The organism is Winkia neuii subsp. neuii DSM 8576, assembly GCF_000420405.1.
Classification (GTDB): Bacteria; Actinomycetota; Actinomycetes; order Actinomycetales; family Actinomycetaceae; genus Winkia; species Winkia neuii.
Genome location: NZ_ATUW01000013.1, coordinates 1 through 24,409 on the forward strand (window position 1 = coordinate 1; position 24,409 = coordinate 24,409).

15 protein-coding genes, 4 tRNA genes and 1 pseudogene are annotated in these 24,409 nt (G+C 57.1%); 12 read left to right on the forward strand and 8 right to left on the reverse strand.

The window, feature by feature from the left end; all coding sequences use genetic code 11:
- Nucleotides 1-246 (reverse strand): annotated as a pseudogene (locus G437_RS11515) (hypothetical protein); the annotation flags it as partial.
- A 483-nt stretch (nt 247-729) separates the two neighbouring features.
- On the opposite strand from G437_RS11515, the gene G437_RS0109465 reads away from it, so the two are divergent.
- Both G437_RS0109465 and G437_RS0109470 read left to right on the forward strand, forming a co-directional pair.
- Nucleotides 730-2,172: a quaternary amine ABC transporter ATP-binding protein gene (locus tag G437_RS0109465; protein WP_024332315.1), complete on the forward strand. Its 1,443-nt coding sequence runs from the start codon at nt 730-732 to the stop codon at nt 2,170-2,172.
- Nucleotides 2,169-3,947, forward strand: coding sequence for an ABC transporter permease/substrate binding protein (locus tag G437_RS0109470; RefSeq protein WP_029769550.1), 1,779 nt, complete (start codon nt 2,169-2,171; stop codon nt 3,945-3,947). The genes G437_RS0109465 and G437_RS0109470 overlap by 4 nt, the downstream gene beginning before the upstream one ends.
- A 408-nt stretch (nt 3,948-4,355) precedes the next feature.
- Here G437_RS0109470 and G437_RS0109475 read toward each other — a convergent pair.
- The 3 genes from G437_RS0109475 to G437_RS0109485 all read right to left on the reverse strand — a co-directional run bounded on the left by G437_RS0109475 (nt 4,356) and on the right by G437_RS0109485 (nt 4,661).
- Nucleotides 4,356-4,428 (reverse strand) — tRNA-Phe (locus tag G437_RS0109475).
- Nucleotides 4,429-4,466: 38 nt separating this feature from the next.
- A tRNA-Asp gene (locus G437_RS0109480) sits at nt 4,467-4,540 on the reverse strand.
- A gap of 48 nt (nt 4,541-4,588) precedes the next feature.
- Nucleotides 4,589-4,661, reverse strand: a tRNA-Glu gene (locus G437_RS0109485).
- Between the two features lie 204 nt (nt 4,662-4,865).
- On the opposite strand from G437_RS0109485, the gene G437_RS11025 reads away from it, so the two are divergent.
- The 4 genes from G437_RS11025 to G437_RS0109505 all read left to right on the forward strand — a co-directional run bounded on the left by G437_RS11025 (nt 4,866) and on the right by G437_RS0109505 (nt 8,729).
- Complete coding sequence (locus G437_RS11025) at nt 4,866-7,025, forward strand: mechanosensitive ion channel family protein (protein WP_024332317.1); 2,160 nt, start codon at nt 4,866-4,868, stop codon at nt 7,023-7,025.
- On the forward strand, nt 7,025-7,429 hold the full coding sequence (msrB, locus tag G437_RS0109495; protein ID WP_024332318.1) for a peptide-methionine (R)-S-oxide reductase MsrB: 405 nt from the start codon (nt 7,025-7,027) through the stop codon (nt 7,427-7,429). Before G437_RS11025 ends, msrB begins: the two co-directional genes overlap by 1 nt.
- Complete coding sequence (locus tag G437_RS0109500) at nt 7,430-8,269, forward strand: endonuclease/exonuclease/phosphatase family protein (protein ID WP_024332319.1); 840 nt, start codon at nt 7,430-7,432, stop codon at nt 8,267-8,269.
- 193 nt (nt 8,270-8,462) lie between these two features.
- On the forward strand, nt 8,463-8,729 hold the full coding sequence (locus G437_RS0109505) for a GlsB/YeaQ/YmgE family stress response membrane protein (RefSeq protein WP_024332320.1): 267 nt from the start codon (nt 8,463-8,465) through the stop codon (nt 8,727-8,729).
- Between the two features lie 128 nt (nt 8,730-8,857).
- On the opposite strand, the gene G437_RS0109510 is transcribed toward G437_RS0109505, so the two are convergent.
- Complete coding sequence (locus G437_RS0109510) at nt 8,858-10,177, reverse strand: hypothetical protein (RefSeq protein WP_141739485.1); 1,320 nt, start codon at nt 10,175-10,177, stop codon at nt 8,858-8,860.
- Nucleotides 10,178-10,326: 149 nt separating this feature from the next.
- Here G437_RS0109510 and G437_RS0109515 point away from each other — a divergent pair, with 149 nt between their 5' ends.
- Nucleotides 10,327-10,785: a hypothetical protein gene (locus G437_RS0109515; protein WP_141739484.1), complete on the forward strand. Its 459-nt coding sequence runs from the start codon at nt 10,327-10,329 to the stop codon at nt 10,783-10,785.
- Between the two features lie 117 nt (nt 10,786-10,902).
- On the opposite strand, the gene G437_RS0109520 is transcribed toward G437_RS0109515, so the two are convergent.
- The gene (locus tag G437_RS0109520) at nt 10,903-12,267 is read right to left on the reverse strand and encodes an MFS transporter (RefSeq protein ID WP_024332323.1); all 1,365 of its coding nucleotides are present in this window, start codon (nt 12,265-12,267) and stop codon (nt 10,903-10,905) included.
- 105 nt (nt 12,268-12,372) lie between these two features.
- Nucleotides 12,373-13,107, reverse strand: a complete 735-nt coding sequence (locus tag G437_RS0109525; protein ID WP_029769553.1) for a glycerophosphoryl diester phosphodiesterase — start codon at nt 13,105-13,107, stop codon at nt 12,373-12,375.
- A 463-nt stretch (nt 13,108-13,570) separates the two neighbouring features.
- Between G437_RS0109525 and G437_RS0109535 the strand changes: the two genes are divergently transcribed.
- The 3 genes from G437_RS0109535 to G437_RS11030 are packed head-to-tail and all read left to right on the forward strand — an operon-like array spanning nt 13,571 to nt 20,666.
- Nucleotides 13,571-19,042: a DUF6531 domain-containing protein gene (locus tag G437_RS0109535; RefSeq protein WP_162138740.1), complete on the forward strand. Its 5,472-nt coding sequence runs from the start codon at nt 13,571-13,573 to the stop codon at nt 19,040-19,042.
- Nucleotides 19,026-19,811, forward strand: coding sequence for a hypothetical protein (locus tag G437_RS0109540; RefSeq protein WP_024332327.1), 786 nt, complete (start codon nt 19,026-19,028; stop codon nt 19,809-19,811). Before G437_RS0109535 ends, G437_RS0109540 begins: the two co-directional genes overlap by 17 nt.
- A gap of 33 nt (nt 19,812-19,844) precedes the next feature.
- Nucleotides 19,845-20,666: a hypothetical protein gene (locus G437_RS11030; RefSeq protein ID WP_024332328.1), complete on the forward strand. Its 822-nt coding sequence runs from the start codon at nt 19,845-19,847 to the stop codon at nt 20,664-20,666.
- A gap of 71 nt (nt 20,667-20,737) precedes the next feature.
- On the opposite strand, the gene G437_RS0109550 is transcribed toward G437_RS11030, so the two are convergent.
- Nucleotides 20,738-20,810: transfer RNA gene (locus G437_RS0109550), tRNA-Lys, on the reverse strand.
- Nucleotides 20,811-21,064: 254 nt separating this feature from the next.
- Between G437_RS0109550 and G437_RS0109555 the strand changes: the two genes are divergently transcribed.
- Both G437_RS0109555 and G437_RS0109560 read left to right on the forward strand, forming a co-directional pair.
- Nucleotides 21,065-21,733 carry a hypothetical protein gene (locus G437_RS0109555; protein ID WP_029769555.1) on the forward strand — a complete coding sequence of 223 codons (669 nt, stop codon included), beginning with the start codon at nt 21,065-21,067 and terminating at the stop codon, nt 21,731-21,733.
- Between the two features lie 9 nt (nt 21,734-21,742).
- Nucleotides 21,743-24,337: an RNA degradosome polyphosphate kinase gene (locus G437_RS0109560; RefSeq protein WP_029769556.1), complete on the forward strand. Its 2,595-nt coding sequence runs from the start codon at nt 21,743-21,745 to the stop codon at nt 24,335-24,337.
- Nucleotides 24,338-24,409: the final 72 nt, after the last annotated feature.

Consider the following 24,409-nt stretch of genomic DNA (forward strand, 5'->3'; position numbering starts at 1 on the left):
GGCTTCGATGAAGAATTTGCCGGTGGCTATTGCGCCTTCTTGGGTGTTGTTTTGTGCTTGGACGGGTAGTAGGGGTGGGCCGTCTTCCCACCCGGATTTTGGGGTTGGTGTTTGTGATGGGGTTTGGGTTGGGCTTGGTTGGGTGGGTTTTTCTTCTGGGGTGGAGTTTTTAGCCGTGGAGCAGCCGGTGCATAGGAGGGCGAGTGCTAGGGCAGTGGCGGCTAGATGCTTCGTTGCATGTTTCACAAAAATAAAAATACCGACCGGCTTTTTCCCTCGCAACCGCTTCAGAACAATCTGTGGATAAGTCCGCCAGCCGCCCCCGATCGCCCCCGGCCGCCCCGTTGCGTGCAAAAGCCATATCGAAACCATTCCAAGTAGTTGGGCTAGCGGGCCCGCCCCCTCTCTAGGCCGCCCTCGCCCTCGGCAAAATCTGTAAATCCGCACTGGCGAACTGGCGTAGCGCCCCCTGAAACCTCCCCGCCAGAATCCGCACTATAGTACCGAAAACCGTCCGTGGCGGGGCTCTTCCCTTGAAACGTTATGTCCTTTCTGAGACAGTAAGTGTGGATCATTCTTGTCCGCATGAAATTGTGGGCGTGCGAATGCGTGCCATTTCCCCGAACCCTAAAGAAGGTGGTTTATCGCCGATTCCAGCTATAACTGAACACATTGCAGGCCGCGAAAGATTAGCGATCTTTAGCCCCTGCACGCACCCCGAAGGGAAACATGAACATCCTCGAATGCGACCATGTTTATAAGATCTTTGGAAGGGACAAAAAGCAAGTAGTTCAAAAGCTCAAAGACGGCGTCGATCCTAAATCGATAAAAGGCGCCACGGTAGCTGTGAACGATGTTTCTTTCGACGTAAAAGAGGGCGAAATATTTGTTGTCATGGGCCTGTCAGGCTCGGGCAAATCGACTTTACTGCGAACACTAAATGCCCTCGGCCCCGCAACAGCGGGCACTGTGAAAATTAAAGGCACTGACATTACCAAGCTGAAGCCAGCTGAGCTGCGCAAGGTGCGCCAGCAATCCATGTCGATGGTTTTTCAGCATTTCGCATTACTTCCCCATAGAACAGTCTTAGAAAATGCTGCCTACCCGCTCGAAATTGCGGGTGTCAGCAAAGAAGAGCGCGAGGCGAAAGCCCGCCACGAACTGCAAGTAGCCGGCCTTGAAGGGCGCGAGGATTCCTACCCCTCGCAGCTTTCTGGCGGCATGCAACAGCGTGTGGGATTGGCTCGCGCGTTGTGCGCCGAGGGCGACATTTTGTTAATGGACGAAGCATTCTCCGCCCTCGACCCCCTTATTCGCCGCGATATGCAGGAGCTGCTGCTGGAAATTCAGGCGCGCTCCAAGCGGACCATTATTTTTATTACTCACGATTTGAACGAAGCCATGCTGCTTGGCAATCGCATTGCGGTTATGCGCAACGGCCAGATTGTTCAGGTTGGTACAGCCGAAGAGATTCTTACGAATCCGGCTAACGAGTACGTGGCCAAATTTGTGCAGGATGTTGACCGTTCGCGCGTTATTACGGCCTCTTCGATTATGCGCCGCCCCGTGATGCGCATATATCTAAACGATGGCCCCAGGGTGGTTTTGCGCAAGCTCGAGGAAACCGATTTGCAAGGCGGCTGGGTTACAGCCTCTGGCGACAGGCGCCTGCACGGGTATGTCGAGGGCGACGAAATCGCCGACGCCCTCAGCAAGAATCCTAACCTGGACACGATCCGGGACCTGGTGCACTATTCGCACCCGGGTATTTCGGCGGACACTCCGCTTTCGGAAATCATTTTGCCGTCTGCTTCCAAGCCGATCCCCGTGCCCGTCGTTTCTAAGGACGGCCGCCTAGAGGGAATCATCGGCCGCGTGGCCCTGCTGCGTGCCCTTGGCGAGGGCAGTGGAAACGAGGTAACTCCTGTTTCTACCGGCTCTATCCCAAAGGTGGGCGAGTCTAGTTCGCCCACGCAAGAAGGGGCGGGTGCCAGTGCCAGCAGCAGTGCCAGTGAGGGCCTCCAAAACGCCACCGTTGCCGGTGGTCGAAGCAGCGCGCGCGAGGGCGTAGCGCCAGCCTCCGATACCTCTTCCGCCGCTCCCGAAACCAAGGCGGGGCGTGGTTCGGACCCGGCTGCGGGTTCTACTGTTCAGGAAGGTGATGCCGAATGATGCCCATGGTTCTTGATTCCTTCCGCATCCCGTTGGGCGGCTGGGTATCGGGCGCGGTCGATTGGATGATCGCTTCCTGGTCTGGCTTCTTCAACGTGATCTCAACTATCTTTCAGGGTATTAATGATGTGTTGCAGGCGATCTTGCTCACGCCCCCATTTTGGGTGTGGATCTTGGTGTTCACTCTGCTTGGCTGGTGGGCGAAGGGCTGGAAGCTTGCCCTCGGCTCGTTCCTGGGGTTCATGCTGATCTACGGCATGGATCAGTGGGACAATGCTATGCAATCGTTGGCGCTGGTCATACTGGCCTCAGCCATAGCTATCCTTATAGGTATTCCGCTGGGTATTTGGGCGGCTAGATCTAAACGCGTTTCGGCGGTGCTGCGCCCAATCTTAGATTTCTTGCAGACCATGCCCGCGTTCGTCTACCTGATCCCGTTCGTGGTGCTGTTCTCGGTGGGCGTGGTGCCCGCCATTGTGGCTACGATCCTGTTCGCTATTGCCCCGGCCGTGCGCTTCACCGAGCTGGGAATAAAGCAAGTTGACAAGGAGGTCGTCGAAGCGGCCTACGCTTTTGGCGCCACCCCGCGTCGCGTCCTCTTCCAAGTGCAACTGCCCCTGGCGCGCCAAACCATTATGGGTGGCGTAAACCAGGTGATCATGCTGTCCTTGTCGATGGTTGTGATCGCCGGCATGGTTGGTGCTGGTGGCCTGGGTGCAGATGTAGTGACCGCGCTGAACCGCGTGAACATGTCTCTCGGCGCCGAAGCTGGTCTGTCCGTGGTGATCCTGGCGATGTTCCTAGACCGCGTTACCGGCTCGCGGGCTGGCCGCAAGGCCGCTGCAGGCGACGGTGAGGGCGGTGCAGGCAAGTCCGTTCTGGATCGCATCGTCAAGCCGGCTGCGCTGTTGGCCGCTCTTGCGTTGGCTTTGGGCTGGACTGCCGTGGGCGCCTTCGGGGGCAGCGCGGGTTCCGATAAGACGATCCGCATTGGTGTTGCTTCCGGTTGGGACGAGGGCGTAGTAATTTCGAACGCTATGAAGGTCGCCCTCGAAGAGCAGGGCTACGACGTGAAGCTGCAAGATGCCGAGGTGGGGGTCATCTTTACCGGCCTCGCCGAGGGCGACTTCGACCTGCTGATGGACGGCTGGCTGCCCACCACCCACAAGGACTACGCCGAAAAGTACGGCGACCAGATTCAGGATTTTGGTGCTTGGTATGACAAGGCGAAGTTGACCATTGCAGTGAATAAGGATGCCCCTATTGATTCGCTGGACGAACTGGCTGCGAATGCGGACAAGTTCAAAAACGAAATCATAGGTATCGACGCAGGTGCGGGCCTTACGCGCGTAACTAAGAACCAGGTTATCCCGCAGTACGGGCTCGAGGATATGAACTTCAAGATCTCCTCGACCGCAACCATGCTGGGAGCTCTGAAGGGGGCAATGCAATCTGGGGACGACATAGTGGTTACGCTGTGGTCCCCGCACTGGGCCTATGATGCTTTCGACATCAAGGACCTGAAGGATCCGAAGGGCGCGCTCGGTGGAGCCGAGAAGTGCCACTCCTTCGGCCGCGGCGACTTTACGAAGGACAATCCCGAGGTTGCTGAAATGCTGAAGCACCTGAAGGTTTCCGACGAGCAGCTGTACTCGCTCGAGAACTACGTGTTAAACGAGAAGGAGGGGAAGAACTTGGTCCAGGACACCCGTGATTGGATGGACAAGCACCCCGATTTCAAGAAGCAGTTCAAGCTGAAGGAAGCTACCAAGTAGTTGTGGCCTTCCCTGGCAGCTTAGCTGGTGGCCCCGGCTAGTTGGGGGTGCCGGCTTTGCCGGGGCGGCTGGCCCTGACAGTTGGAAGTTGTGCCGCAGGCAGGACGTTCGTTTTGCCTGCGGCTTTTCCTTTGCCGTTTTAGTTGCCCGGCCAGGTGCTGGACGTTAGCCCGGCTTTTGGCAGGACCAGGCTTTGGGTAGCGCCAAGGCTTTTGGGTAGCGGCCAGGCTTTTGGTAACGCCAAGGGGCGCGGAAAGGTGGGTGTGGGCCGCCAGCTAGGGGCAGAAGGCTCGTTGCAAGAGGGGCGAGGGCGCGTAGCAGGCCGGGCGCGAATCGCAGGGCGCACCCATAGACGTGTGGCGCAGAAATAAAAATAGAGGCCGCAACCAAAGTTGCGACCTCTGACTGTGGCTCCGACCGGCGTCGATCCGGTGACCTTTCGATTTTCAGTCGAACGCTCTACCAACTGAGCTACAGAGCCATTCGTAGACAAAAACCCGGGAAACCCGGGTCTGTCAGCGACCCTGACGGGACTTGAACCCGCGACCTCCGCCGTGACAGGGCGGCGCGCTAACCAACTGCGCTACAGGGCCATGGTAGGCAATGCCTAAAATATTCAATTGTGTCGCCCTTGGCGACCGTACCCCCAACGGGATTTGAACCCGTGTCGCCGCCGTGAAAGGGCGGTGTCCTAGGCCGCTAGACGATGGGGGCCTATCTTTTTGGCTCCCGAGCGTTTCGGCTTCCGCCGTCTCCCTCGGACTCGATAAAGCTTACGCGAAAAGATGGGCGAACACAAAATTGATTTGACGTGAGCCTGCTCACCGCTACGAATGTATCAAAACGGCGTTGAAGATTACACGCCTTTAATTGAGATTTGACCAGCCGACGCGCCCCGGCTCCACTAGCCTTGAGTACATGATCTGCTCTGCGTTATTTGCCGGTGCCGCACGCGCCTATGTTGCTTTCGACCAGGGGCTTTGGGGCCTCGCTGGGCAAGCTTCGGGTTTGAGCCATTCCTATTCGGCCGGCCCCTCGCGCCCGCTTTTGCCGTTGCCTGCAGCAGACCCTTCCCCCTCGCCGTCGCCCTCGGAATCGGGATCCCTGCCATCAAGTGAGGACATTTCCGAAACTGTAGATAAGGCCACCAAGGGCACTGTCGATCTGCTGCACCTGGTTTTGTGGGCGGCGATTGGCGCGGGCATTGGGATTGCGCTCATGTTCTTGATGCACGTGGTGCTTTCCATGGTGGCTCACCGCCAACGCTTTGTGCGAATGGTGAAAAATCGGGTGATTTTGCCGGGCTACTTTACTTGCGCAGCCTTTGGCGGCCACATTGGTTTGGCTTACGCGTTCGATCCGGCTACGGCCTCGGGTGCTTCGTGGGTGCAGGTGGCAAAGCACGCGATCTTGTTGCTCGGCTACGCCGGGGTGGGGTGGCTGGCGTTTGCGGCGGCAAACGTTATCGAGGATGTTGCCGCAAATCAGAAGGACCCGCACGATCGGCAGGCGCGCCGCATCCAGACGCAGGCGCAGGTGCTGCGACGCGTGTTGCAGGCGGTCATAATCGTGTTGACGATAATCGCCATGGCGCTGACCTATCCTGCCGCGCGAGCCGCAATGGCATCGGTTTTAGCGTCAGCTGGTATCGCTTCGTTGATCGCCGGTCTTGCAGCCCAGTCCACTTTGGCGAACATGTTCGCCGGGTTGCAGGTGGCTTTCGCCGATGCGATACGCGTGGGCGACGTGGTGATCGTAAAGGGCCTGGACGGTTCGGAATTGCAGGGCACGATCGAAGAGATCACTTTGACCTACGTGGTGGTGCTGCTTTGGGACGACCGCCGCATGATTGTGCCTTCGACCTCGTTCACCCAAAAGGCATTCCAGAATTTGACGCGCCAAACTGCCCACCTGCTGGGGGCCGTGGAGTTGGAACTGGACTGGTCTGCGCCCGTGTCGCAGATTCGTGCCGAGGCCGAACGGTTGCTTTCCGCCTCTGACCTTTGGGACGGGCGTTCGGGCTCAGTGCAGGTGTCTGCTTCGGGAGCCGAGACTATGACCGTGCGCATTGTGGCTAGCGCAGAAAATTCCGGCAAGTTGTGGGATTTGCGCTGCTACCTGCGCGAGCACATGTACGCGTGGCTGGTGTCTAAGGCGCCGTATGCGCTGCCGCGAGGGCGTTGGGTCCGCCAAGACGTGCAACAGATCAATCAGGACATGTCCGAAGAAAGAGTGGCTAACCTGGCGCAGGAGCTGGCGCAGATTTCCCATTCTGATGCGGACACGGCCTCGGATTTGGCCATAGATAAGATGGACACTTCGGATGCTATCCAAAAGGTTCTAAAGCAGAATCAGGCCCAGAAGCAGCGGCAGAAGAAGCATGTGGCCCATTCGCCGCATTCGTCTATCCATCAGGCGCGCCTGCAGGCCGCGAAGAAGAAGGCGCGCAGGCAGATTAAACGCCGGTCGTTGCGTTCGCGCGGCATAGCTATGCCGGCTCAGGGTGCACAAACCTCAATCCTGCCGGTGCAGGCGCTGGCCCCTAAAGAGGCTGCAGCTGCCGCAGTGGCTGTGGCTAAAGAATCAGTCTCCTCCCAGGGGCCCGACCAGCGTAGGGGGCAAAACGCTAAGGCAGGTGGAGCCAAGAAGGGCGTTTCCAAACAGGGAGTTTCCAAGGGCGCCGGCAAAAAGGGTCGGCCCAAGCGGAAGCAAAATGGGGGGCGGGCGCCCTCGGATGAGCAGGCGCGGCGCGAGGCAGCCCTCGTGGAAACCCAAATCCTTACGTCGGTGTTGCAGGAACAGGAGCGCCAGGCCCGCCTGGAGCACCCCGAAACTGAAACGACTATTTCCGACCGAATGTTTTCGGGCTCGCCCGAGGCCGAAGAGCGAGCGCAGCAGCTCTTTTCGGGTCCGGCGGAAAACGGCGAGGGCGAAACCGCGGACGCCCCCAGGCCGGAGCGCGCGGGGGCCGGTAACGTGAAGGGTGAGGCAGCTCCGCCTGCGGATAAGGGTTTTGACGTAACCGACGGTGGGGTTGCAGAAACTAAGCTGATGCCAAAGATTCGGGAGGAAGAATAATGCCGGAAGATTTTTCTAAGTTTACTGAGGCTGACTGGCGGGGGCGGCTTACCCCCATGGAATACCACGTGTTGCGCGAGGCGGGCACCGAGCGCCCTGGCAGCGGGCAGTTGTTGGACGAACAGCGCGAGGGAATCTATTCGTGCCGGGCCTGTGGGGCCGAACTGTTCCGCAGCGACACGAAGTTTGAATCGGGCTGTGGGTGGCCGTCTTTTTACGATCCCCAGCAGGCGGCTGTAAATATTTCTACAGATACTTCCCATGGGATGGTGCGCCAGGAGGTGCGTTGCGCGCGCTGTAACTCGCATTTGGGGCACGTGTTCCCGGATGCTCCGCAAACTCCTACAGGTGAGCGTTATTGCATGAATTCTGTGGCACTTTCTTTCGCGCCTAAGGGCCGGTAAATGCCGGGGCGGGTGCGCGTTATTAGCGCAAATATTGCCCATGACGTTTCTGTGGCAACGGATTTGGCGCAGGCGCGGCCGGACATTTTGTGTATGCAAGAGGTGGACGTGCGCCAGTGGCGGTCGGGTTTTCGCGATCAGGCCGCCCTCATTTGTGAGGCCGCCCGCCTGCGCTATTGGCGTTTTCTTCCGTTTTTTCGGGGGCAGGCGTGGTTTTTGCGTCTGCCTGCCCGCAGGTCTTACAGCGGGGCTGGTCCTTGGCTCGGGGGTTTTGGAGTGGTTGTTGCCTCCCGTTTTCCGGTGGCGGTGTGGCGTACGTTGAAGCTTGGGGCGGCCCCGATTAGGCGGGTTTCCCGCCCTGGCGGGAGCGGGGTTTTTGGGTCTTCCACTAGCGTTGATTTTGGGCAAAACCGGGCACTTTTAGCCGCTGACGTGCTAACTGCGGGTGGGCCTTTGCGCGTGGGGAGCACCCACCTTGAAATTCACGGCGTTACCGCCCGCGCTCAGCTTGCCCATGCCTGGCGGCAGATGCTTGGGGGCACCTATTGTGGCCCGCATTGTGAGGGTGAGCTTCCCCGTGAGGGCGAGCTTCCCCCTCCTAAGGTTGGTGCGGCTTTGCTGGTGGGGGATATGAATATGGGTACTGCTCCTGTGCTCGAGGCGACTGGGGTGGGCGAAGGCATGCACGCCGGCGTCCCCACGTTTCCGGCAAGCAGGCCGCGTTCCATTATTGATCACGGCCTGGCAGCGGGGAATATTTCCATAGGGGAGGCTTTTGCTCTGGAGCAGAAGGGCTCTGACCATAGGGCCCTTGTAATGGATGTTACGGTGGGCAAATAGGCCTGCAAAAATACGTTTTCGCGCAAAGTTGGCAATATTTGGCAACGCATTATTCTGGGCCGGAAGATGCAAATTGGCCGCTACCTGTTTAACATTTCGCTAACAGCGCTGTTTTCGGCTGGCATACATAGCTAAATAGTGAAACCATGTAGCTAAGGCGTAAACGCGCACCCCTATGTGTAAGGAAAGAAAAATGGGCGAGATCATCGGTACCATTATTTTCGGCGCTATCATTGGCGCACTAGCCCGTATATTCATGAAGGGCAGCCAGCCTCTGAGCATTCTTTGGACCATCATCCTGGGCGTCGTCGGCGTTGTCATTGGCAACCTGATCCTGGGTATCTTCAACTACCCGTCCGACACCCCTGGCATTGACTGGTGGCGTTGGGTCGTCTGCACTATCTGTGCGGTGATCGCAATTTCCATCTACCTGGCAGCCACTGGCCGCAAATCTAAATAGTTTTCTAGCAGGGGCCCTGCCCCGGCTTAGCTGCTCCCCACTAGCTGGTAACTGACTTTTCAGTCCAACTAGTGGGGAGCAGTTCGCTTTAGTGGGGCTTGCGGGGGCTTATGCGCCCACCCCGCGCCCTAGTAGCGGCCCAGCCGGCTTTTAGCTTTCTGAACGAGCGCGCGCAGCCGGCCTGCGCCCTCGGCAAAAACGGATTCGGGCACTTGGCCAACCCAGCGCTCGCGGCCGGCTCCTAGGCGCCCGGCAACCAAGGCGGCGTGCATGCGCATATTCGCGTTGGGCAGTAGCGAGTTGAGCGGCGAATCCGGGTTGCCCCACAGCCCGCAGGGGGCCTTGCTACCCTGCCAGGGGGCGGTGCTTTGGGGTGAATTCACTTCAAAAAGTAGCCACGATGCCGCCAACTGTGAGGCGGTAACCGGGTCGGCGGGGTAAATGCCAACTGCCGGGGCGCCTACCACGGTGGAAATTAAGCGCGGCGAGTTCATGACTGATTCGGTAGCCGCCAGCGGCAGGATCGGGGTGATGGTTTTAGCACCCTCACTGTGCAGTAGGCTGGCGCGCCACCGCCCGATCCGTTTTGCGGCAAGGTAGTTGGGGCCCTGCAACGGTACGATCGCGTCTACGAGGGAATCTTCGAAGCGGTATACGTCGGTGGGGGTGCCACTCAGCATTAAAGTGGTGTGGGGGCGGGCTTGGAATATAAGTTTTTCTACTAGGTCGGCTGCCAGCGCCAGGTGCAGGTGTTTGCGCGAGGGCGCATAAAGCGAGTCCACCACAATGACCGGCTTGGCGATTGCGGCTATGTAAGCAGCTAATTCGCGCGGGGTGGCCACTACGTCGCAAATATTTGCCGAAGGAAGAATTAGTGTTCCCGGGGCGTCCTTGCATGCTTCCACTAGCATCTGCCGGCGTTTGGAGTGGCCGCGCACTATGGCATGTACGGTTGCGCCCGCCCGAACCAGGGGGATGGTGGGTGCCAGTTGGGCGGCTCCGCCAAGGACCACCACTTCGAAGCCGGCCAGGTTCCACCATTTTGGGTGCAGGCTCAAAATGGAGAGGGCAGCCTGAGCGCGTTTGTTCATTATGGAGTGCGATATGGGCAGCCTAAGCCGCGGCACCGGGCACTCGGAGGGCGCCTTGGCCCCGCCCGTGCGCTCAATAGTTACGTCGGTGGGTAAGGCCTGAGCTTGCGCTAGCGGAGTCCCATCCGGCAAGTACAGGTGTTGGTATAGGTAGTCGGTGGCAGCCTTGGCCATTTTGGCAGAATTTGCGCCCTCGAGGCCAGTTAACCTGTGGAAGGCCCCCGCGTAGCTTTGGCGCCAGTGTGGATCGCCAACCTTGACTAGTGGCTGTGAGCCTGCGGCGTGTGCGGCCGCATTGATGGCTCCTTGGATCAGGCGGGTCAAGCTACTAGTGCCATCTAGCATCCACTTTGGCAAGGCGTCCCCTAAATTGGAAAGGTGCTTACAAGCTTCTATCCTACGCTTGGGTAGGTTGCCTGTGGCGGGTTCGAAGCCGTCTGCCCTACCCTGTAGTAAGGCAAGGCTAATATTTGCTTGAGCGGGTGGTGACCACGCATCATGTAAGTATGAGAAAGTCTTCATGTGCGCTGGTTGTGGCGGCAGTGTTCGCGTTTTCTGCAAGCGGTTGCGCCAGCAAGGTAGAGCCGGGGCCCGCCTCTGCGCCCGCCTACGTTTCGAACCAGAAAGCCCCAGATGACAGGGCGCAGTTCGCGAAAGCCCCAGAAAAATCTGCGGCTAAGGTTTATTCCCATTCCGAGGGCGAATTCGAAGTTTCAGGAAACTTGTATTTCAACGGCATCGCTTACTTCGTGTGTGACCAGATGGTGCAGGGGCCGCCGCTCACCTGTTCTTACCCGCGGGTGATGGTGCACGGGTTGGAAAACACGCCCGATTCCCAGATCGGGTTCAAGCAGATATCCACGGGCAAGCTAGCCAAGCGTTCGCTGGTGGTGCGCATAGATTCGGTGGATCGGCACAACAAGATTGCGCACACGCGTTTTCAGCGTTGGACGGATCGTCCCTAGCGTGCGTCTTCCAGGGCTCTCGCCTCGAAACAAAATGGGTTCTTGCCACCGAGGGTGGTAGCAAGAACCCATTTGCCGGCAGCACCGCCAGCTAGGTGTTAGACGTTGACCTGAGCGTTAGGCGGTAGCCTGTGCGTCCTGGTTGGCTTCGGCGCCCTGTTCGACCTGGCGGTCGATGCGCCTGTTGATTGCTGCCAAGGCGAAGGCACAGACGGCACCTACTACAGCGACAACCAACGTTATCCAGAAGATCTGCTGGTAGCCGACGTAGGGGTCTGCCTTGTGCGCTTCGACGAGTTTGCCGGTAAGCGGGTTGGCCCAGAAGATCGACGCGTAAACCAGAAGGGAGCCTACTGCCATGGCCGAACCGTTGATTTCTTCAGGTAGTTGCAATTCGGCGATGGGGGCCAAGATCACGGCCTTGCCCATGAACACCCCGAAGGCTACAACCATTAGCAAAATTACTGCGGGCCAGATCATGGTTTGTTTTGCCGGCAGCAGCCGGATGACTGCGGTTGCCACGGCCGTGAGGGTTAGGGCTGCGCCCATCATTACGGTGGAGGACTTGAACACGTAGTCGGCTACGATCCCTGCCACCAAGCCGCCGAAAACGCCAATCAGGCCGGTGTTCAAGATGCCGAACACACCCGCTGTTGCGTCGGAGGCGTGGAATACCAGCTGCAAGTACGGGGCTGAAGAGTAGATCAGGTTGACGTAGCACCAGTACAGGCACAGCCCGGCTAGCCCTGCCAGCCACACGCGAGGGCGGGCAAGCACTTTGAGTAGGCCAAAGGCGGCGGCAGCGTTTTTGCCCATATTCTCGGATTCGGCGATGGCGTTCTTGGGCACGAACCTCAAGATCGCGAAAATTAGCGGTACCAGCAGCAGCGAGTAGCCGAAGCCGAAGCCGATCATGATCTTGTTGGCGCTGGCAGGGAACAGGCCGATGCACCCAATGACGATGATGTTCATCAGGAATTCTGCGGCGCGGCGGATGGTTTCTAGCAGTCCCATTGCCAGGCCGCGGCCTTTCACGTCAGAGTCTTTGGAAATGAAGGTGACGCCGTTTACTACGGCAGGCCAACCTATTGCGTCCCAAACACCCCAGGATATGGCGATCGCGACCATTATCTTAAAGTTCAGGTTTTGGATTGACCCGAGCTGCAGGTGTAGGTGGGGCAGAGTGTAAAGGATCAGGAAGGTTGCTAGGCGCCAGGAACACCACCAGATCAGGATCGACCTGATTGTGAAACGGTTGTTCACCCATCCGCCGGGCAGGTACAAGAACATGGCAATGCCTAGCCAGCCCATTAGTACGCCGAAGTCGTCAACGCCGATGCCCAGCGCGTGGGTGAGCGGCAGCATCAACGATCCCTTGAATGCTTCGAAAGTTGAATAGGTGAGCTGTCCCGCCATGACTACTGTCAGGAAGGATCCCACTCTGCCGCGTCGCAGGAAGACAGGGAGGTTTTTCGATTTCATCGTAAGTCCTTTTACTTAGGGCGCAATTCCGTTTGCGTCCGGTCTTTTGGAGCCGTGGGGGCGGGCCTTAGCCTTGTTAGTTGGCTTGGCCCCGCCCTCGGCAATTTAGTAGCGGTTTGCCACTTCGTGTGAAATGTCTGTAAATACGCCGGTGGCGCCCCAGTTGAATAGTTGGTTTATGCGGGCCGGATCGTTTACGGTCCACACGTTTACGCCCACGCCAAAGTCGCGGAATTCTTGGACCCGTTCTTTGGTGAGGCCGGCGTCTTCGGGGTGAACGTATTCGGCGCCTAGCATTTCGAGGACGGAACGCCAGTCGTCGTATAGGGCGCAGGTCTCCCAGAGCGCGCCGATTACGGTGTCGGGGGCTATTTCTTTGATTTTGTACAGCAGGAGGAACGAGAAGGAAGAGACGATAATTTGAGATTTTTCGACTCGGGCGAGTTCTTCGGCGACCTTCTTTACTAGTAGTTCGCTGCGCTCTTTGCCTTGTTCGTTCGCTTTTAGTTCGACGTTGGCGTTCATGCCGGTTTCGTTTAGGAAGTCAACGAATTCGTGCAGGGTGGGCAGGCGTTCACCGGCGAAGTCTTTGCTGAACCAGCTGCCGGCGTCGAGCTTTGCGAGTTCGTCGGCGGTCAGGTCGTAGAAGCGTCCGGAGGCGTTCGTGGTTCGGTCCAAGGTGGTGTCGTGGCAGATGATTGGCGTGCCATCTTTGGTGATGTCCACGTCTGTTTCAATCCATTTGGCACCGCTTTCGTAGGCGGCGCGGAATGCTGCCATCGTGTTCTCGGGGGCTAGCCGGTTTGCGCCTCTGTGTGCAAATATTGTTTTTTCGATCATGGAAAACCTTCGTCATTGAACTAGCGATTTAGTCTGCCCCACTGGGTTGTGGGTGAGCGCGCTGTAGTCTGGTTTGCTGCAGCCGTGCAACACAAAAATAGTATGTTTTGCCTTTTTTGGCCCGCAATGGAAATGAACGTTTTTTCAGCTGCAAATATGAATGTTGGAATTGGTGCAGCCCCCTGCGTTTTGGATATTTCGTGCAGGGTTTTGCGTGATTTGCGTGGCTGTAGGCTGTTTGTTTTTTTATTCCGCGGCGGAAATATTTCTGTTTATTTATCTATGACTGTGTTGTATAGCACTGCGCCTAACGTCCCATGCTTGGCCCGCGTCAGTGGGGTATAGGGCACCTTATTGGTAAGTGCGGGCGGCCAGGCCGGATGCAGATTTTGCCAGTGGGGTTTGGGTGGGGGCCGCCATGTTCCAGGGACGCCCGGGAGGGCGGCGGATAAAGTTTGGCGCAGTGATCGCCTCTTTCGGGCGGCAAATCTTGCCATACGTCGGTAAACTTTTGTTCGTATTGCAAGCTTTCCTCACGTGGGAGGTGGCCATGGCGGCGGTTCCTAAGAGTATTGACGAAGATGTTTGGAACAACAACATAAGTGTAGCTACTGAAAATTTCCTGGCAGCTTGTAGGCGCCTGTTGGCCTTGTTGGGTGAATGCACCGAAGATTTTGTGGGTGCAACCGCCAGGGCGAATCAGGATTTTAGCGGCTTTTTCGCAAACCTGTTTTCTCATAACAACCGGATCCGACAAACTGAAACTGACGCATTTGAACGGGTTCTTGCAAGCCTGATTGCAGGAATTGCTAGTGCCCGGGAGGCGGCTAAGGCTGAGCAGCACAGAATCGAACAGGGCCGCAAGTTCGTTGCCGAGCATAAGAAGTGGCAGCGCGAGCGCGAGGCGTTTTGGGGTGGGCAGTGGGCCTACGATCGTTTGCACAGCGAGCCCGAAATTGATCTGAAAGCGGCAAGTCCGGGCAAGGCGCCACAAATCGAAACGGGGCCGGTCTCGCACACGAGCCACGACGTTCCCGAGCCGGGCACGGTGAGCGGCAACGCGGAGGGCACTAGTTCGGCTGTAGCCGAAAATTTACGCGCTTTTGTTGCCGCTGCGCAGCGTTGCTACGAGGTGTTGGATGGGTCTATAACTGCCTTCACTAACGCCCACACCACATTCGAGGACAATTGGAAGTTCAAGAGTGGGCCGCACCTTATTGCGGGTATGGACGATTTTATTACTACCCTCAAGGCGTTCAATCAGGCGAATTTAAATGATGGCGATTGGGTGGCCTCTATTGCAGATGCCTTCCAGGTAGCAGGTGGTTCTGGCAACGTAACAACCCTCTCTGACCAGGCCCTGTACTGGAGGTTGCAGGTTTTGAGCTTGCCCCTGGTGCGCGATCGCCTGGAGGTGCCAGCGTTGTCGCTTACGGGGATTGTCCCTTCTACCGGCTATGCCGACGACCCGGTTTCTACGGTTACGGGTAATTTTGTTTTGCCGGCACCTGATTTTGTATTCCCCGCCCGCTGCAGTGCTTTGAACTTTGGGCGTACCTACAATTCTGTGGCGGGGGTAGCAGCTGGCCGTGCCGAGGGGGTATTCGGGCTCGGTTGGGCCTGTGCGTTAGACCAACGCCTGACTTTGACGCGTGCCGGGGCGCAGTGGCTGGATTGGCAGGGCCGGCAGATTTTCTTCCCTTCGCAGCAGGGCGCCTGGCGCTCGCAGCAGGATAATTTTTGGCTGTCGCCTACAGAGCAGGGTTATACAGTTACCGACAATTCGGGTAACTGGTGGAAGTTCGATAGTGCGGGCCTGTGGCTTTCTCAGGGCAGCGAGTTCAAGAATGCGGTAAGCGCTTGCCGCGATAGTGCGGGTAGGGTGTGCGCGTTGGTTCACGAGCGGGGCCTCCGGATTGACTTTGCCTACCAAAGTGGGTTGGTTGTTGCGGCTAATTGTTCGGACGGACGGGTGCAAAAGTATTCTTACCAGGAAAATCGTTTGGTTAGCGTGCGCGGGGTTCAGGGCGAGTGGAAGTACGTTTGGCAGGACCCATTTTTGGTGGAGGTGTGGGATCCGGCGGGGGTGCGGGTCTGTAAAAATTCTTACGACGAGAAGGGCCGGGTACGTTCGCAGGTTTCCCAGGCCGGGCGAACTAGCAAGTACACGTATTTAGCCCCCGGGGTAGTTTCTGTGTCTGACCTAGATGGCAAGCGGGCTAATTCGTGGCGTTCGAACAGGCTGGGACAGACAACCGCGATTGCCGATAGCAAAGGCAATGCTCAGCAGATGGGATACGATTCGCACGGCAATTTGACCTATTGTGCTGACCGGCAGGGCAATGTGACCGCGTGTAAGTACGATTCGCGTGCTCGCCCGGTCTACGAGGTGACCGAAGGGCGGGGCAACATTTCTTACAGCTGGGACAGCCAGGATCGGCTGGTCAAAATGTCCACTTCGGCTGGCGCCTGTTTTGAGTTTGCCTACGAGGGGCTTGGGCGCGATCCGGTAAAGATTGTTGACCCGGTGGGCGGGGTAACCACGGCCCGCTACCGCGAAGGGCTGCTAACCGAGGCTGTTGATCCTACCGGGGTTCGGCTGAGTTTTAGTTACGACAGGCTGGGCTTGCTGGTCTCGTTGACTAATGGGGACGGGCATTCCTATAGGTTTGAGCGCGATGGGGCAGGCCGCCTGGTTGCGGTGGTGTCCCCCCTGGGGGAGCGATCTGAGTTTTCCTATGATCGGGCCGGCAGGTTAGTGGCCAGGACTGATCCGGAGGGGGCAACAACTCGGTTTACTTACGATCGGGGTGGCCGCCTAGTTAGTGAGCAGGGTCCAGATGGGGCCGAAAGCAAACTGATTTACGGCAAGGATGGGCAGATAGCTGCTTTAGTGGATCCACTTGGGGCAACGATCCGCTGTGAGTGGGACGATCTAGCAAACCTGACTTCCGTTGTAGGTAAGGGGGGTTTGGGAGCCAAGTTCACTTTCGATTCCCTGTCGCACCTTACCGGCTTTGCTGATGCGGCGGGCGAGCGCTGGAAGGCCGACTACGACACTGAGGGAAATGTTGTTGGAGTAGTAGACCCTACAGGGGTGAAAACTAGCTTTGCGTATACGCCCAAGCGCAGCGTTGCGATTCGTGAGGGCGGGCCTATAGTGGCGATGGCCTACGACGAATTGGGGCGCTTAGAGCAGATAGAAGATGGGCGTGGCCACTTCGAAGAGGTTTCCTACGATGCCGCTTCTTTGCCGGTGACTGTAGTTGACGAGCGCGGGGCAAGCAGGCGGGTAGAACGCGATAAAGCTGGCCGTATTATGCGCGAGGTTTCTGAGGCCGGCGTGCTTACTTCGTATTCGTATGACCGGTGTGGCCGCCTCTGCTCGCTAAGCCGCGGTGGGCAGCGGCAACAGTTCTTTTACGATGCTTGTTCGCGTCTTGTGCGTATTGAAGACAGTGCGGGTGGCGTTAGCAGCTTTACCTACGACGGGTGTGGGCGCCTGACCAGGAGTGTTATTGCTGGCTTGGGGCGGGCTGATTATGCCTACGACAAGGGTGGCAGAGTAATTTTTGCGCGCGATTTGCTTTACGGCACTCGCCGTTTCGCTTACGACAAGGCTGGCAGGCTAACTACTGCGACCAACGGGGTTGGTGGCAAGCACGTTTATTCTTACGACGAGGCCGGCCGGCTTTGTTGTGTCACCGATCCTGCGGGCGGGAAAGTCTTTTACGGCTATGACAGGGCTGGAAATTTGGTTCAGGTCACCGACCCGCTGGGTCGCAAAACTTCCCTTCGTTACGACGGGGCGGGGAGGCTGCGCGGCATGGAGCGGGGCGGGCAAAGCACCGAATACGCCTACGATAAGGCGGGCAATTTAAATGGCATTGCTGCCTCGGGGAAGCAGCTGTTTGAAATTGCCAGAAAAGCAGATGCGCTCACCGTCGAGGGCGCGGGCGGTTCTGGGAGCGAAACGCTGGTTTTTGATCGCGATGGCCAGCTGCAGCGCCGTTGCAGCGGGTTCGGTGAGCAGGTTCGGGTTTGGAATTGGGAATACGACCTGCAGGGCCGGCGGGTGGCGTATAAGGACCCTGCCGGCCAGGAGCTGAAATATACCTATTCTGCTGCGGGAAACCTGCAGGAGGTGTGGCAGGACAATACTAAGAAGGTAGCTGTAGGCTACGACGCGGCGGGCAACGTTGTTAGCCTTGTCAGGGGCCAAACGAAGTACGAATTTTCCTACGAGGGTGGGTCCCTAACCCGCGCGAAGGTAATAGATGCTGCGGGCATGCACACAGCGCGCATTGGCCGCGATTGTTGGGGCAGGATTACCGCAATATCTACTGGCGAAGGAGAGTATTCCTATTCCTACAATGAGGCGGGCCAGCTGGTAGAGATGATTGGTCCGGCTGGGGAGCGGACCAGTTGGCAGTGGGATTATTGTGGCCGTTTACGTGCCCGCCAATGTGGTGACGAGCTGGTTGAATACGACTACGATCTGGCGGGCCAACTGGTCTCCTCATGCACTAAAACTAGCCGCAAAAATGTGCAAACGAAGTATGTTTACGATGCAGCTGGGCGGCGCGTTAGCGAGCGGTCTTCTTCTGGGTACAGCCGCGAGTTCAGCTGGGACGAACTGGGTAGGCTCAAGGGGCTGCGCGTAAATGGAAAACCGGTTGAGCTGGGCTTTAACCTGCTCGGTGAGTTGGAACAGGAGGGCGGTCACCGCTTCGTGTGGGACACGGCTGCGGCAATCCCCACGTTCACTTCGCAAACTGGCGCAGAGGGGACGAGCCGCACCAGCGTGCCCATCGCGCCGTGGCGCAGCATCGACCCGGCCCACCCGTTTGCTGGCCAGGGCGGGCCAAACATTGACGGCCTAATCCTGATGGGAGCCAGGGTATACGACCCGAACACCCAATCATTCTTGAGCCCAGACCCGCTAGCCGCACCCGCGGGGAGCATCTGGCAAGCAAACCCATACGATTATGCCGGCGCCAACCCACTAGCCCTATCCGACCCACTAGGGCTAAAACCAATCACAGATCCAAAAATGCGTGCTCTACGCAACTACAACAACAGCCGCCACCTGTCTGTAGGGGATTGGGTAAGGCAGAACAAGGAGTATTTGCTAAGTGCGGGGCTGGTTGTCGGTGGGATTCTCGTGTTTGCAACGGGGGTGGGCGGTCCGCTGGGAGCTGCAATGATTTCCGGTGCATTAATTTCGGGCGGTGTCTCGATTGGGACGCAAAAATACTACAACGGCCGGGTAAGTGTATCTGCAGTAGCGAAAGATGCGCTCATAGGCGGCGCCTTGGGCGGCATTGGTGCGGGTGCGGGGAACCTGGCGAAGACTGCTATTTTGAACCGCTCTTCTGTAGCGACTGATTTACTTGCTGGTCAGGTTGAAAAGCAGGGTGCTGAGGCGGGTGCGAATACGCTTTGGAAGGCTCTGAATAACACAGGTGGGCGGGCTCAGGCGTTGAAGCAGGCGGCGGCTTGGGATGCGGATGCGGCTATGACTCGTTTTACAACGGATTTGGCTGGGGATACGGTGGGTAATTTTGCTGCTGCTAATGCCGGCTATGGGGTAGATGTGGCTAGGGGGCGTGCTGATCTGTCCTTGAAGGGATTTGTTAAGGCAAATGCGCTTGCGGGGGCTTCCTCTACGTTCTCAGGTACTACGCGTTTAGCTGGCGCTGGGGTGAAAGTGCCTCGGCCTCTTAGCCCGCTGGCGGGTCTGCCAGAAAAGGTGGCAAGGACTGGCAGGGAGTTTGCAATTTCTACTTCTTCGGACCTGGCGGCTAATGGGTTGGCTTGGCGGGCAGAAGAAAACTCAGGCTCACCGCTTACGAATAGGGGTCGGGCTGCGGACACGTTGAGTGATGTTTCAAAAGATTTAGGGAAAGGAATTAGGTATGGCTTCAAGTATTGAGGGGTTTCGTCCGTATAGGGGTGAGGGTTCGTATGAGCCGCATCGGGTGCAGGTCAAGGAAAACAAAAAGGAGCATTCTACTGATCTCCGTGAGACTGAGCTTCTTTTGCAAACTTACTTTAAGCGGATGTCTGATTATCCGGATCAGCCAAGGGTTTTTTCGCAGGCTAAGATATTTATCCCTGCGTGTGTTGTGTTTTTACCTATATGCATAGTAATGCTTGGGGCGGATATTGCCTATTATGATCCGAGTGATCCTAATTATGATGAGGCGTCTATTATTTTGCCTGCCGCGGTTTTACTTATGTATTTGGTTTTTTTGTTTCATGGTTTGTTTTTTAGGATTGGTGTGGATGAGGAGAAGGTGTGGTGTAGGTTTTGGCCGTTTTATTATAAGGAGGTTCGTTTTGATGAGGTGACTCGGTTCGAGACGCCAGTGCAGCGGTATAAGTTGTTTGCGGGTAAGAAGAAGATTCGGTTGAATTATCTGCGTTTTGATTTCACGTTGGTGTTGATTCGCTTGTTGGTGGAGTTAGACAAGCGGCGTTTTACTCTTCGGAAGATGGGGGTGGATGATCCGGAGTTTGAGCGTTGGGCGCAAGAATATCGGAAGTGGTGGGCTTGGGATATTCGGGAAAATCATTGGAATTATTATGTGAGGTTTCCTGACGAGATGGAGCGTATTCGCGTGCTCGGGCATTTGCCTGCGGAGTGGACCGAGCCTATCGACGCGGATAGGCGACGCAGAGCAGAACAGGGGCGAAGCTGACTAGGGATTGGATAGTCGTGAGGGGAATTGGGTATGGCTTCAAGTATTGAGGGGTTTCGTCCGTATAGGGGTGAGGGTTCGTATGAGCCGCATCGGGTGCGGGTGAAGGAGAATAAGAGTGGTCATTCTGCCGATGATTTGAGTGGCGGGGTTGATTCTGCTACGGGTCATGCTGGTACTATTGCGCAGCATTTGCTTAAGCGAATGTCTGATTATCCGGATCAGCCGAGAAAATACTCCCATAAGAAACTTGCAATTCCAATGATGATTCCGGCAAGTCTGGTGTGGGTAATCGAAATGGTGGATGCTATTGTAAATTACAATCCGAGTGATACGGAATATGACATATCGGCTTTTTTAGTAAAAAGCGGTTTTACTGTAGTAATATGCGTTATTGCTTATTATGGTTTGTTTTTTAGGATTGGTGTGGATGAGGAGAAGGTGTGGTGTAGGTTTTGGCCGTTTTATTATAAGGAGGTGCGGTTTGATGAGGTGACTCGGTTTGAGACTCCGGATCAGCGGTATAAGTTGTTTGCGGGTAAGAAGAAGATTCGGTTGAATTATGTGCGTTTTGATTTCACGTTGGTGTTGATTCGCTTGTTGGTGGAGTTAGATAAGCGGCGTTTTACTCTTCGGAAGGTGGGGGTGGATGATCCTGATTTTGAGAATGAGGCGCGTATTTTTCGTAAGATTTGGGCGAATTGGGTTCGGGAGGATCATTGGAATTATTATGTGAGGTTTCCTGACGAGATGGAGCGTATTCGCGTGCTCGCGCATTTGCCCGCGGAGTGGACCGAGCCTATCGATGCCGATAGGCGACGCAGAACAGAACAAGCGGGGCATCGTAGTTGCTAAAGTATTGCGTCTCTGTTAGGACCCACGACGGGGGCGAATATGAAAAAGCCCCGCCCTGGCGGGGCTGACGGTGGGCCCACAGGGAATCGAACCCTGAACCCACGGATTAAAAGTCCGTTGCTCTGCCAATTGAGCTATAGGCCCGCGCACAAGCGAAGCGCCGCGCGCCCCATAATCCTAGCAGGCGCCCCCGCCCTAGACGAAATCAAGTTACGTAAGATTGGTCTCGTTGCCGGCCGACCCGGTGAGAGTAAGGACGTACCTAATCGCCCAACGCTACGGCCGACGTAGCTGCTGTCCCTGCGAGAAGCAAGCAAAATACCCCTGTGCCAGAAGGCTTATTCAACTAAAGTTTACTTTATTAGTTCACAATGAACCTGATATTTAGGAGGAGTGACATGTCCGCCCGTTTCCGTCGGCCGGCAATGCTTGAACCCGAAGATGCCGAAAACATTGTGGGTGACAAAGATCCGGCTTTGCGTTCCGACATTGCGCACACTACCGCGCAATTGTTGGTGGGAACCTACAACGGTTACTTCGACAAGCCACTGATGTTGGGGGATGCCACATCCACCCCCGAAGTGCTGATACCGCGCCTGCGCGAAATTGCAGCATCCGGAAACGTTGACCTGGTTGCTGAACTGTGGTCCGGGCAGCCGGCAACAACACTGCCCGGAGCACTCTGGCGGCTATACCTGCTGCGCGAATGGGCACGCCGCGATAAGCAAACCACGTTGGATAGGTACAACCAGGGCCTGCAAGCGCCCAAAGCAAGCCACGGAGTCGACACCCCGCCACCCTTCAAACAGGCCTTCGGCGCCATAAACCAAGTCTTAGGCGGAGCCCCCGAAGACACGGAAGAACCGTTGGCCTGGGTGGGCTCGCGCCTTGTAGTTGCCGCCCAGGTGATGCGCATCCTTGCTGCAGGAGCAGCAGGGCCCGACTGGATTACGTCCGACCAGGATGCGTTGGCCGACCAGGTTACGCGCCGTGCCGCTGCCCTAACTAAAACAGCAAAAGATTTTGAAGAGGCCGCAAAAGCTGCCGCAAACCACAACCTTAATTGAGAGGTAACCATGAGGAACGCTTTCGGTATGGAAATCCCAGAAAACCAAGCTCGGGAATCACTGTCCCACCCTGTAGGTAGGGCCGAGGGCGTATCTGACACAGAACAAGTCCCACCGCCGCAGCCGCCGGAAGCACCCCAAAGCACGCCCTCGGCAAGCAAACAAACCCAAACCGAACAAAAAGACGGGCCAACACGCGAAGGCAACAGTGAAGCCGGCCCCAAGGCAGAAGAAGCACCCGCCGAGCAAAACCAAGAGCCCACCCCCGCATCCTCAAGGGCAGCCGGCACAGGATTCGAATCAGCCGAAAGCAAAGATTTCACTGCCGACCCGTCCCAATTCCCGGGCCACGAACACGAAGACTCCGAGTTCGACGACGAACCAGAAACCACTCCAGGCGCCCCAAGCGGCCAAGAACCAATGCCGCCCGCCCCCCTTCCCCCAGCGCAAGCAGACCCGCCCGCCCCAGCCGAACCGCCCCTACGAATCAACCTGCCAGAAGGACGCTTCGGGGACCGCGAACTGTCGTGGATGGACTTCAACCTGCGGGTAATGGAACAGGCCGAGGACACGCGCCTACCCCTGCTGGAGCGCGCCTGGTTCACCACCATCGTCACCTCCAACCTAGACGAGTTCTACATGGTCAGGGTTGCGGGCCTCAAACGGCGCATAGCAGCAGGCATAGCCCGCCCATCGGCCTCCGGGCTAAGCCCCCGCCAAGTCCTTGCCGGCATCACAGAAAGGGCCCAAAAGCTCACCCACCGCCAAGCCAACTTCGTGCAAGAAACGCTACTGCCCGCCCTCGACAAAAAAGGCCTACACCTACGCAAATATGCTGACCTAGACGACGAAATGCGCCACCAACTACACCGGTACTTCCGCAGGCGCATATTCCCGGTGCTAACCCCCCTAGCAGTAGACCCCTCCCACCCGTTCCCCTACATTTCCGGACTCTCGCTAAACCTGGCGGTAGTGTTACGCAACCCGGTCTCGGGCAAACAGCATTTCGCGCGCGTGAAAGTCCCCGAAGGGCTACCCCGCATAGTCTCAGTCGACCAGATCGTTAACGGGGTGCGCCCCGAAGAAGCCGCCGAAAACGAAGGCGGTGCCACCTTCGTAACTATTGAAGACATAATTGGCCACCACCTGGACCACCTCTTCCCAGGCATGGAAGTACTCGAGTACCACACCTTCCGCGTAACCCGCAACGAAGACCTAGAAGTCGAAGAAGACGATGCCGAAAACCTGCTACAAGCAATGGAAACCGAACTGCTAAAGCGCCGCTTCGGCCCGGCCGTCCGCCTAGAAGTATCCGAAGGCATAAGCGATTTCGTTTTGAACTTCTTGGTAGTGAAACTCGAAATCTCGATGGCCGACGTCTTCCGCCTGCCAGAACCACTGGACCTGACCTGCCTGAACATACTGCACGACCTGGACATTCGCGAATTGCTATACCCGTCGTTCCTCCCCGTAACTGCGGCGGGCCTAGCCGAAGTAGAATCAGCTACCCCCACCGACATTTTTGAGGCAATACGCAACGGCGACGTGCTGCTGCACCACCCCTACGATTCATTCTCGACCTCGGTACAACAATTTGTTACCCAAGCCGCCAAAGACCCAAAGGTGCTCGCAATCAAACAAACCCTGTACCGCACCTCGGGGGACTCGCCCATTGTGCAAGCACTAATAGACGCTGCCGAGGCCGGCAAACAGGTACTGGCCATTGTCGAAATCAAAGCCCGCTTTGACGAAGAAGCGAACATTGGGTGGGCCCGCAAGCTAGAACGCGCCGGCGTGCACGTGGTGTACGGCATGGTTGGCCTAAAAACTCACTGCAAGCTATCCATGGTGGTTCGGCTAGAATCCGACGGATTGCGGCGCTACTGCCACGTTGGAACCGGCAACTACCACCCCAAGACAGCTCGCGGATACGAAGACCTAGGCTTGCTCACCTGCGACCGGGACGTAGCACAAGACCTGACCCGCCTGTTCAACCAGCTTTCCGGATTCGCCCCACTCACCACCTTCCACCGGCTGCTAGTGGCCCCACGCTCAATCCGCCCCGGCCTATTGGAGCGCATCAACCGCGAAATAGACAACAAGAGGGCCGGCAAACCCGCCTGGATACGCTTCAAGATGAACTCCCTAGTAGACGAAACCATAATTGACGCCCTCTACCACGCCTCCCAGGAAGGTATCCCAGTAGACATTGTGGTGCGCGGAATCTGCGCCCTGCGCGCCCCAATCGAAGGCATGAGCGAAAACATTCGAGTCCGCTCCATCCTGGGGCGCTTTTTGGAGCACTCGCGCGTGTACTCGTTCTGCAACGGCGGCGACACGGAAGTGTGGATCGGCTCTGCTGACCTGATGCACCGCAACCTGGACCGCCGCGTCGAAGAGTTGATCCGCATCACCGAACCAGAGATGATCAAACAGCTAGCCGACCTAGTGAAACTGGAAGCTTCCGAGCAAGTATCATCCTGGCACCTACAAGCCGACGACACCTGGGTACGTCACATCGACAGCCCGGACGGGCAGCCACTGTTGGACATCCAAACATATTTGATGGAACAAGCAAACAAGCGAGTCAAAGGGCGCAAGTAGCCGTTTCGGCATTCCGAGCAAGGGCGGGTAGGGTTAACGTTTAGAGTTATCTACCCGGTCTTCCGGAACTGA

Bases quoted from the DNA above. Each gene is read 5' to 3' on its own strand.
- G437_RS0109465 (WP_024332315.1), top strand. From the start codon at position 730: ATGAACATCCTCGAATGCGACCATGTTTATAAGATCTTTGGAAGGGAC.
- G437_RS0109470 (WP_029769550.1), top strand. From the start codon at position 2,169: ATGATGCCCATGGTTCTTGATTCCTTCCGCATCCCGTTGGGCGGCTGG.
- G437_RS11025 (WP_024332317.1), top strand. From the start codon at position 4,866: ATGATCTGCTCTGCGTTATTTGCCGGTGCCGCACGCGCCTATGTTGCT.
- msrB (WP_024332318.1), top strand. From the start codon at position 7,025: ATGCCGGAAGATTTTTCTAAGTTTACTGAGGCTGACTGGCGGGGGCGG.
- G437_RS0109500 (WP_024332319.1), top strand. From the start codon at position 7,430: ATGCCGGGGCGGGTGCGCGTTATTAGCGCAAATATTGCCCATGACGTT.
- G437_RS0109505 (WP_024332320.1), top strand. From the start codon at position 8,463: ATGGGCGAGATCATCGGTACCATTATTTTCGGCGCTATCATTGGCGCA.
- G437_RS0109515 (WP_141739484.1), top strand. From the start codon at position 10,327: ATGAGAAAGTCTTCATGTGCGCTGGTTGTGGCGGCAGTGTTCGCGTTT.
- G437_RS0109520 (WP_024332323.1), bottom strand. From the start codon at position 12,267: ATGAAATCGAAAAACCTCCCTGTCTTCCTGCGACGCGGCAGAGTGGGA.
- G437_RS0109525 (WP_029769553.1), bottom strand. From the start codon at position 13,107: ATGATCGAAAAAACAATATTTGCACACAGAGGCGCAAACCGGCTAGCC.
- G437_RS0109540 (WP_024332327.1), top strand. From the start codon at position 19,026: ATGGCTTCAAGTATTGAGGGGTTTCGTCCGTATAGGGGTGAGGGTTCG.
- G437_RS11030 (WP_024332328.1), top strand. From the start codon at position 19,845: ATGGCTTCAAGTATTGAGGGGTTTCGTCCGTATAGGGGTGAGGGTTCG.
- G437_RS0109555 (WP_029769555.1), top strand. From the start codon at position 21,065: ATGTCCGCCCGTTTCCGTCGGCCGGCAATGCTTGAACCCGAAGATGCC.
- G437_RS0109560 (WP_029769556.1), top strand. From the start codon at position 21,743: ATGAGGAACGCTTTCGGTATGGAAATCCCAGAAAACCAAGCTCGGGAA.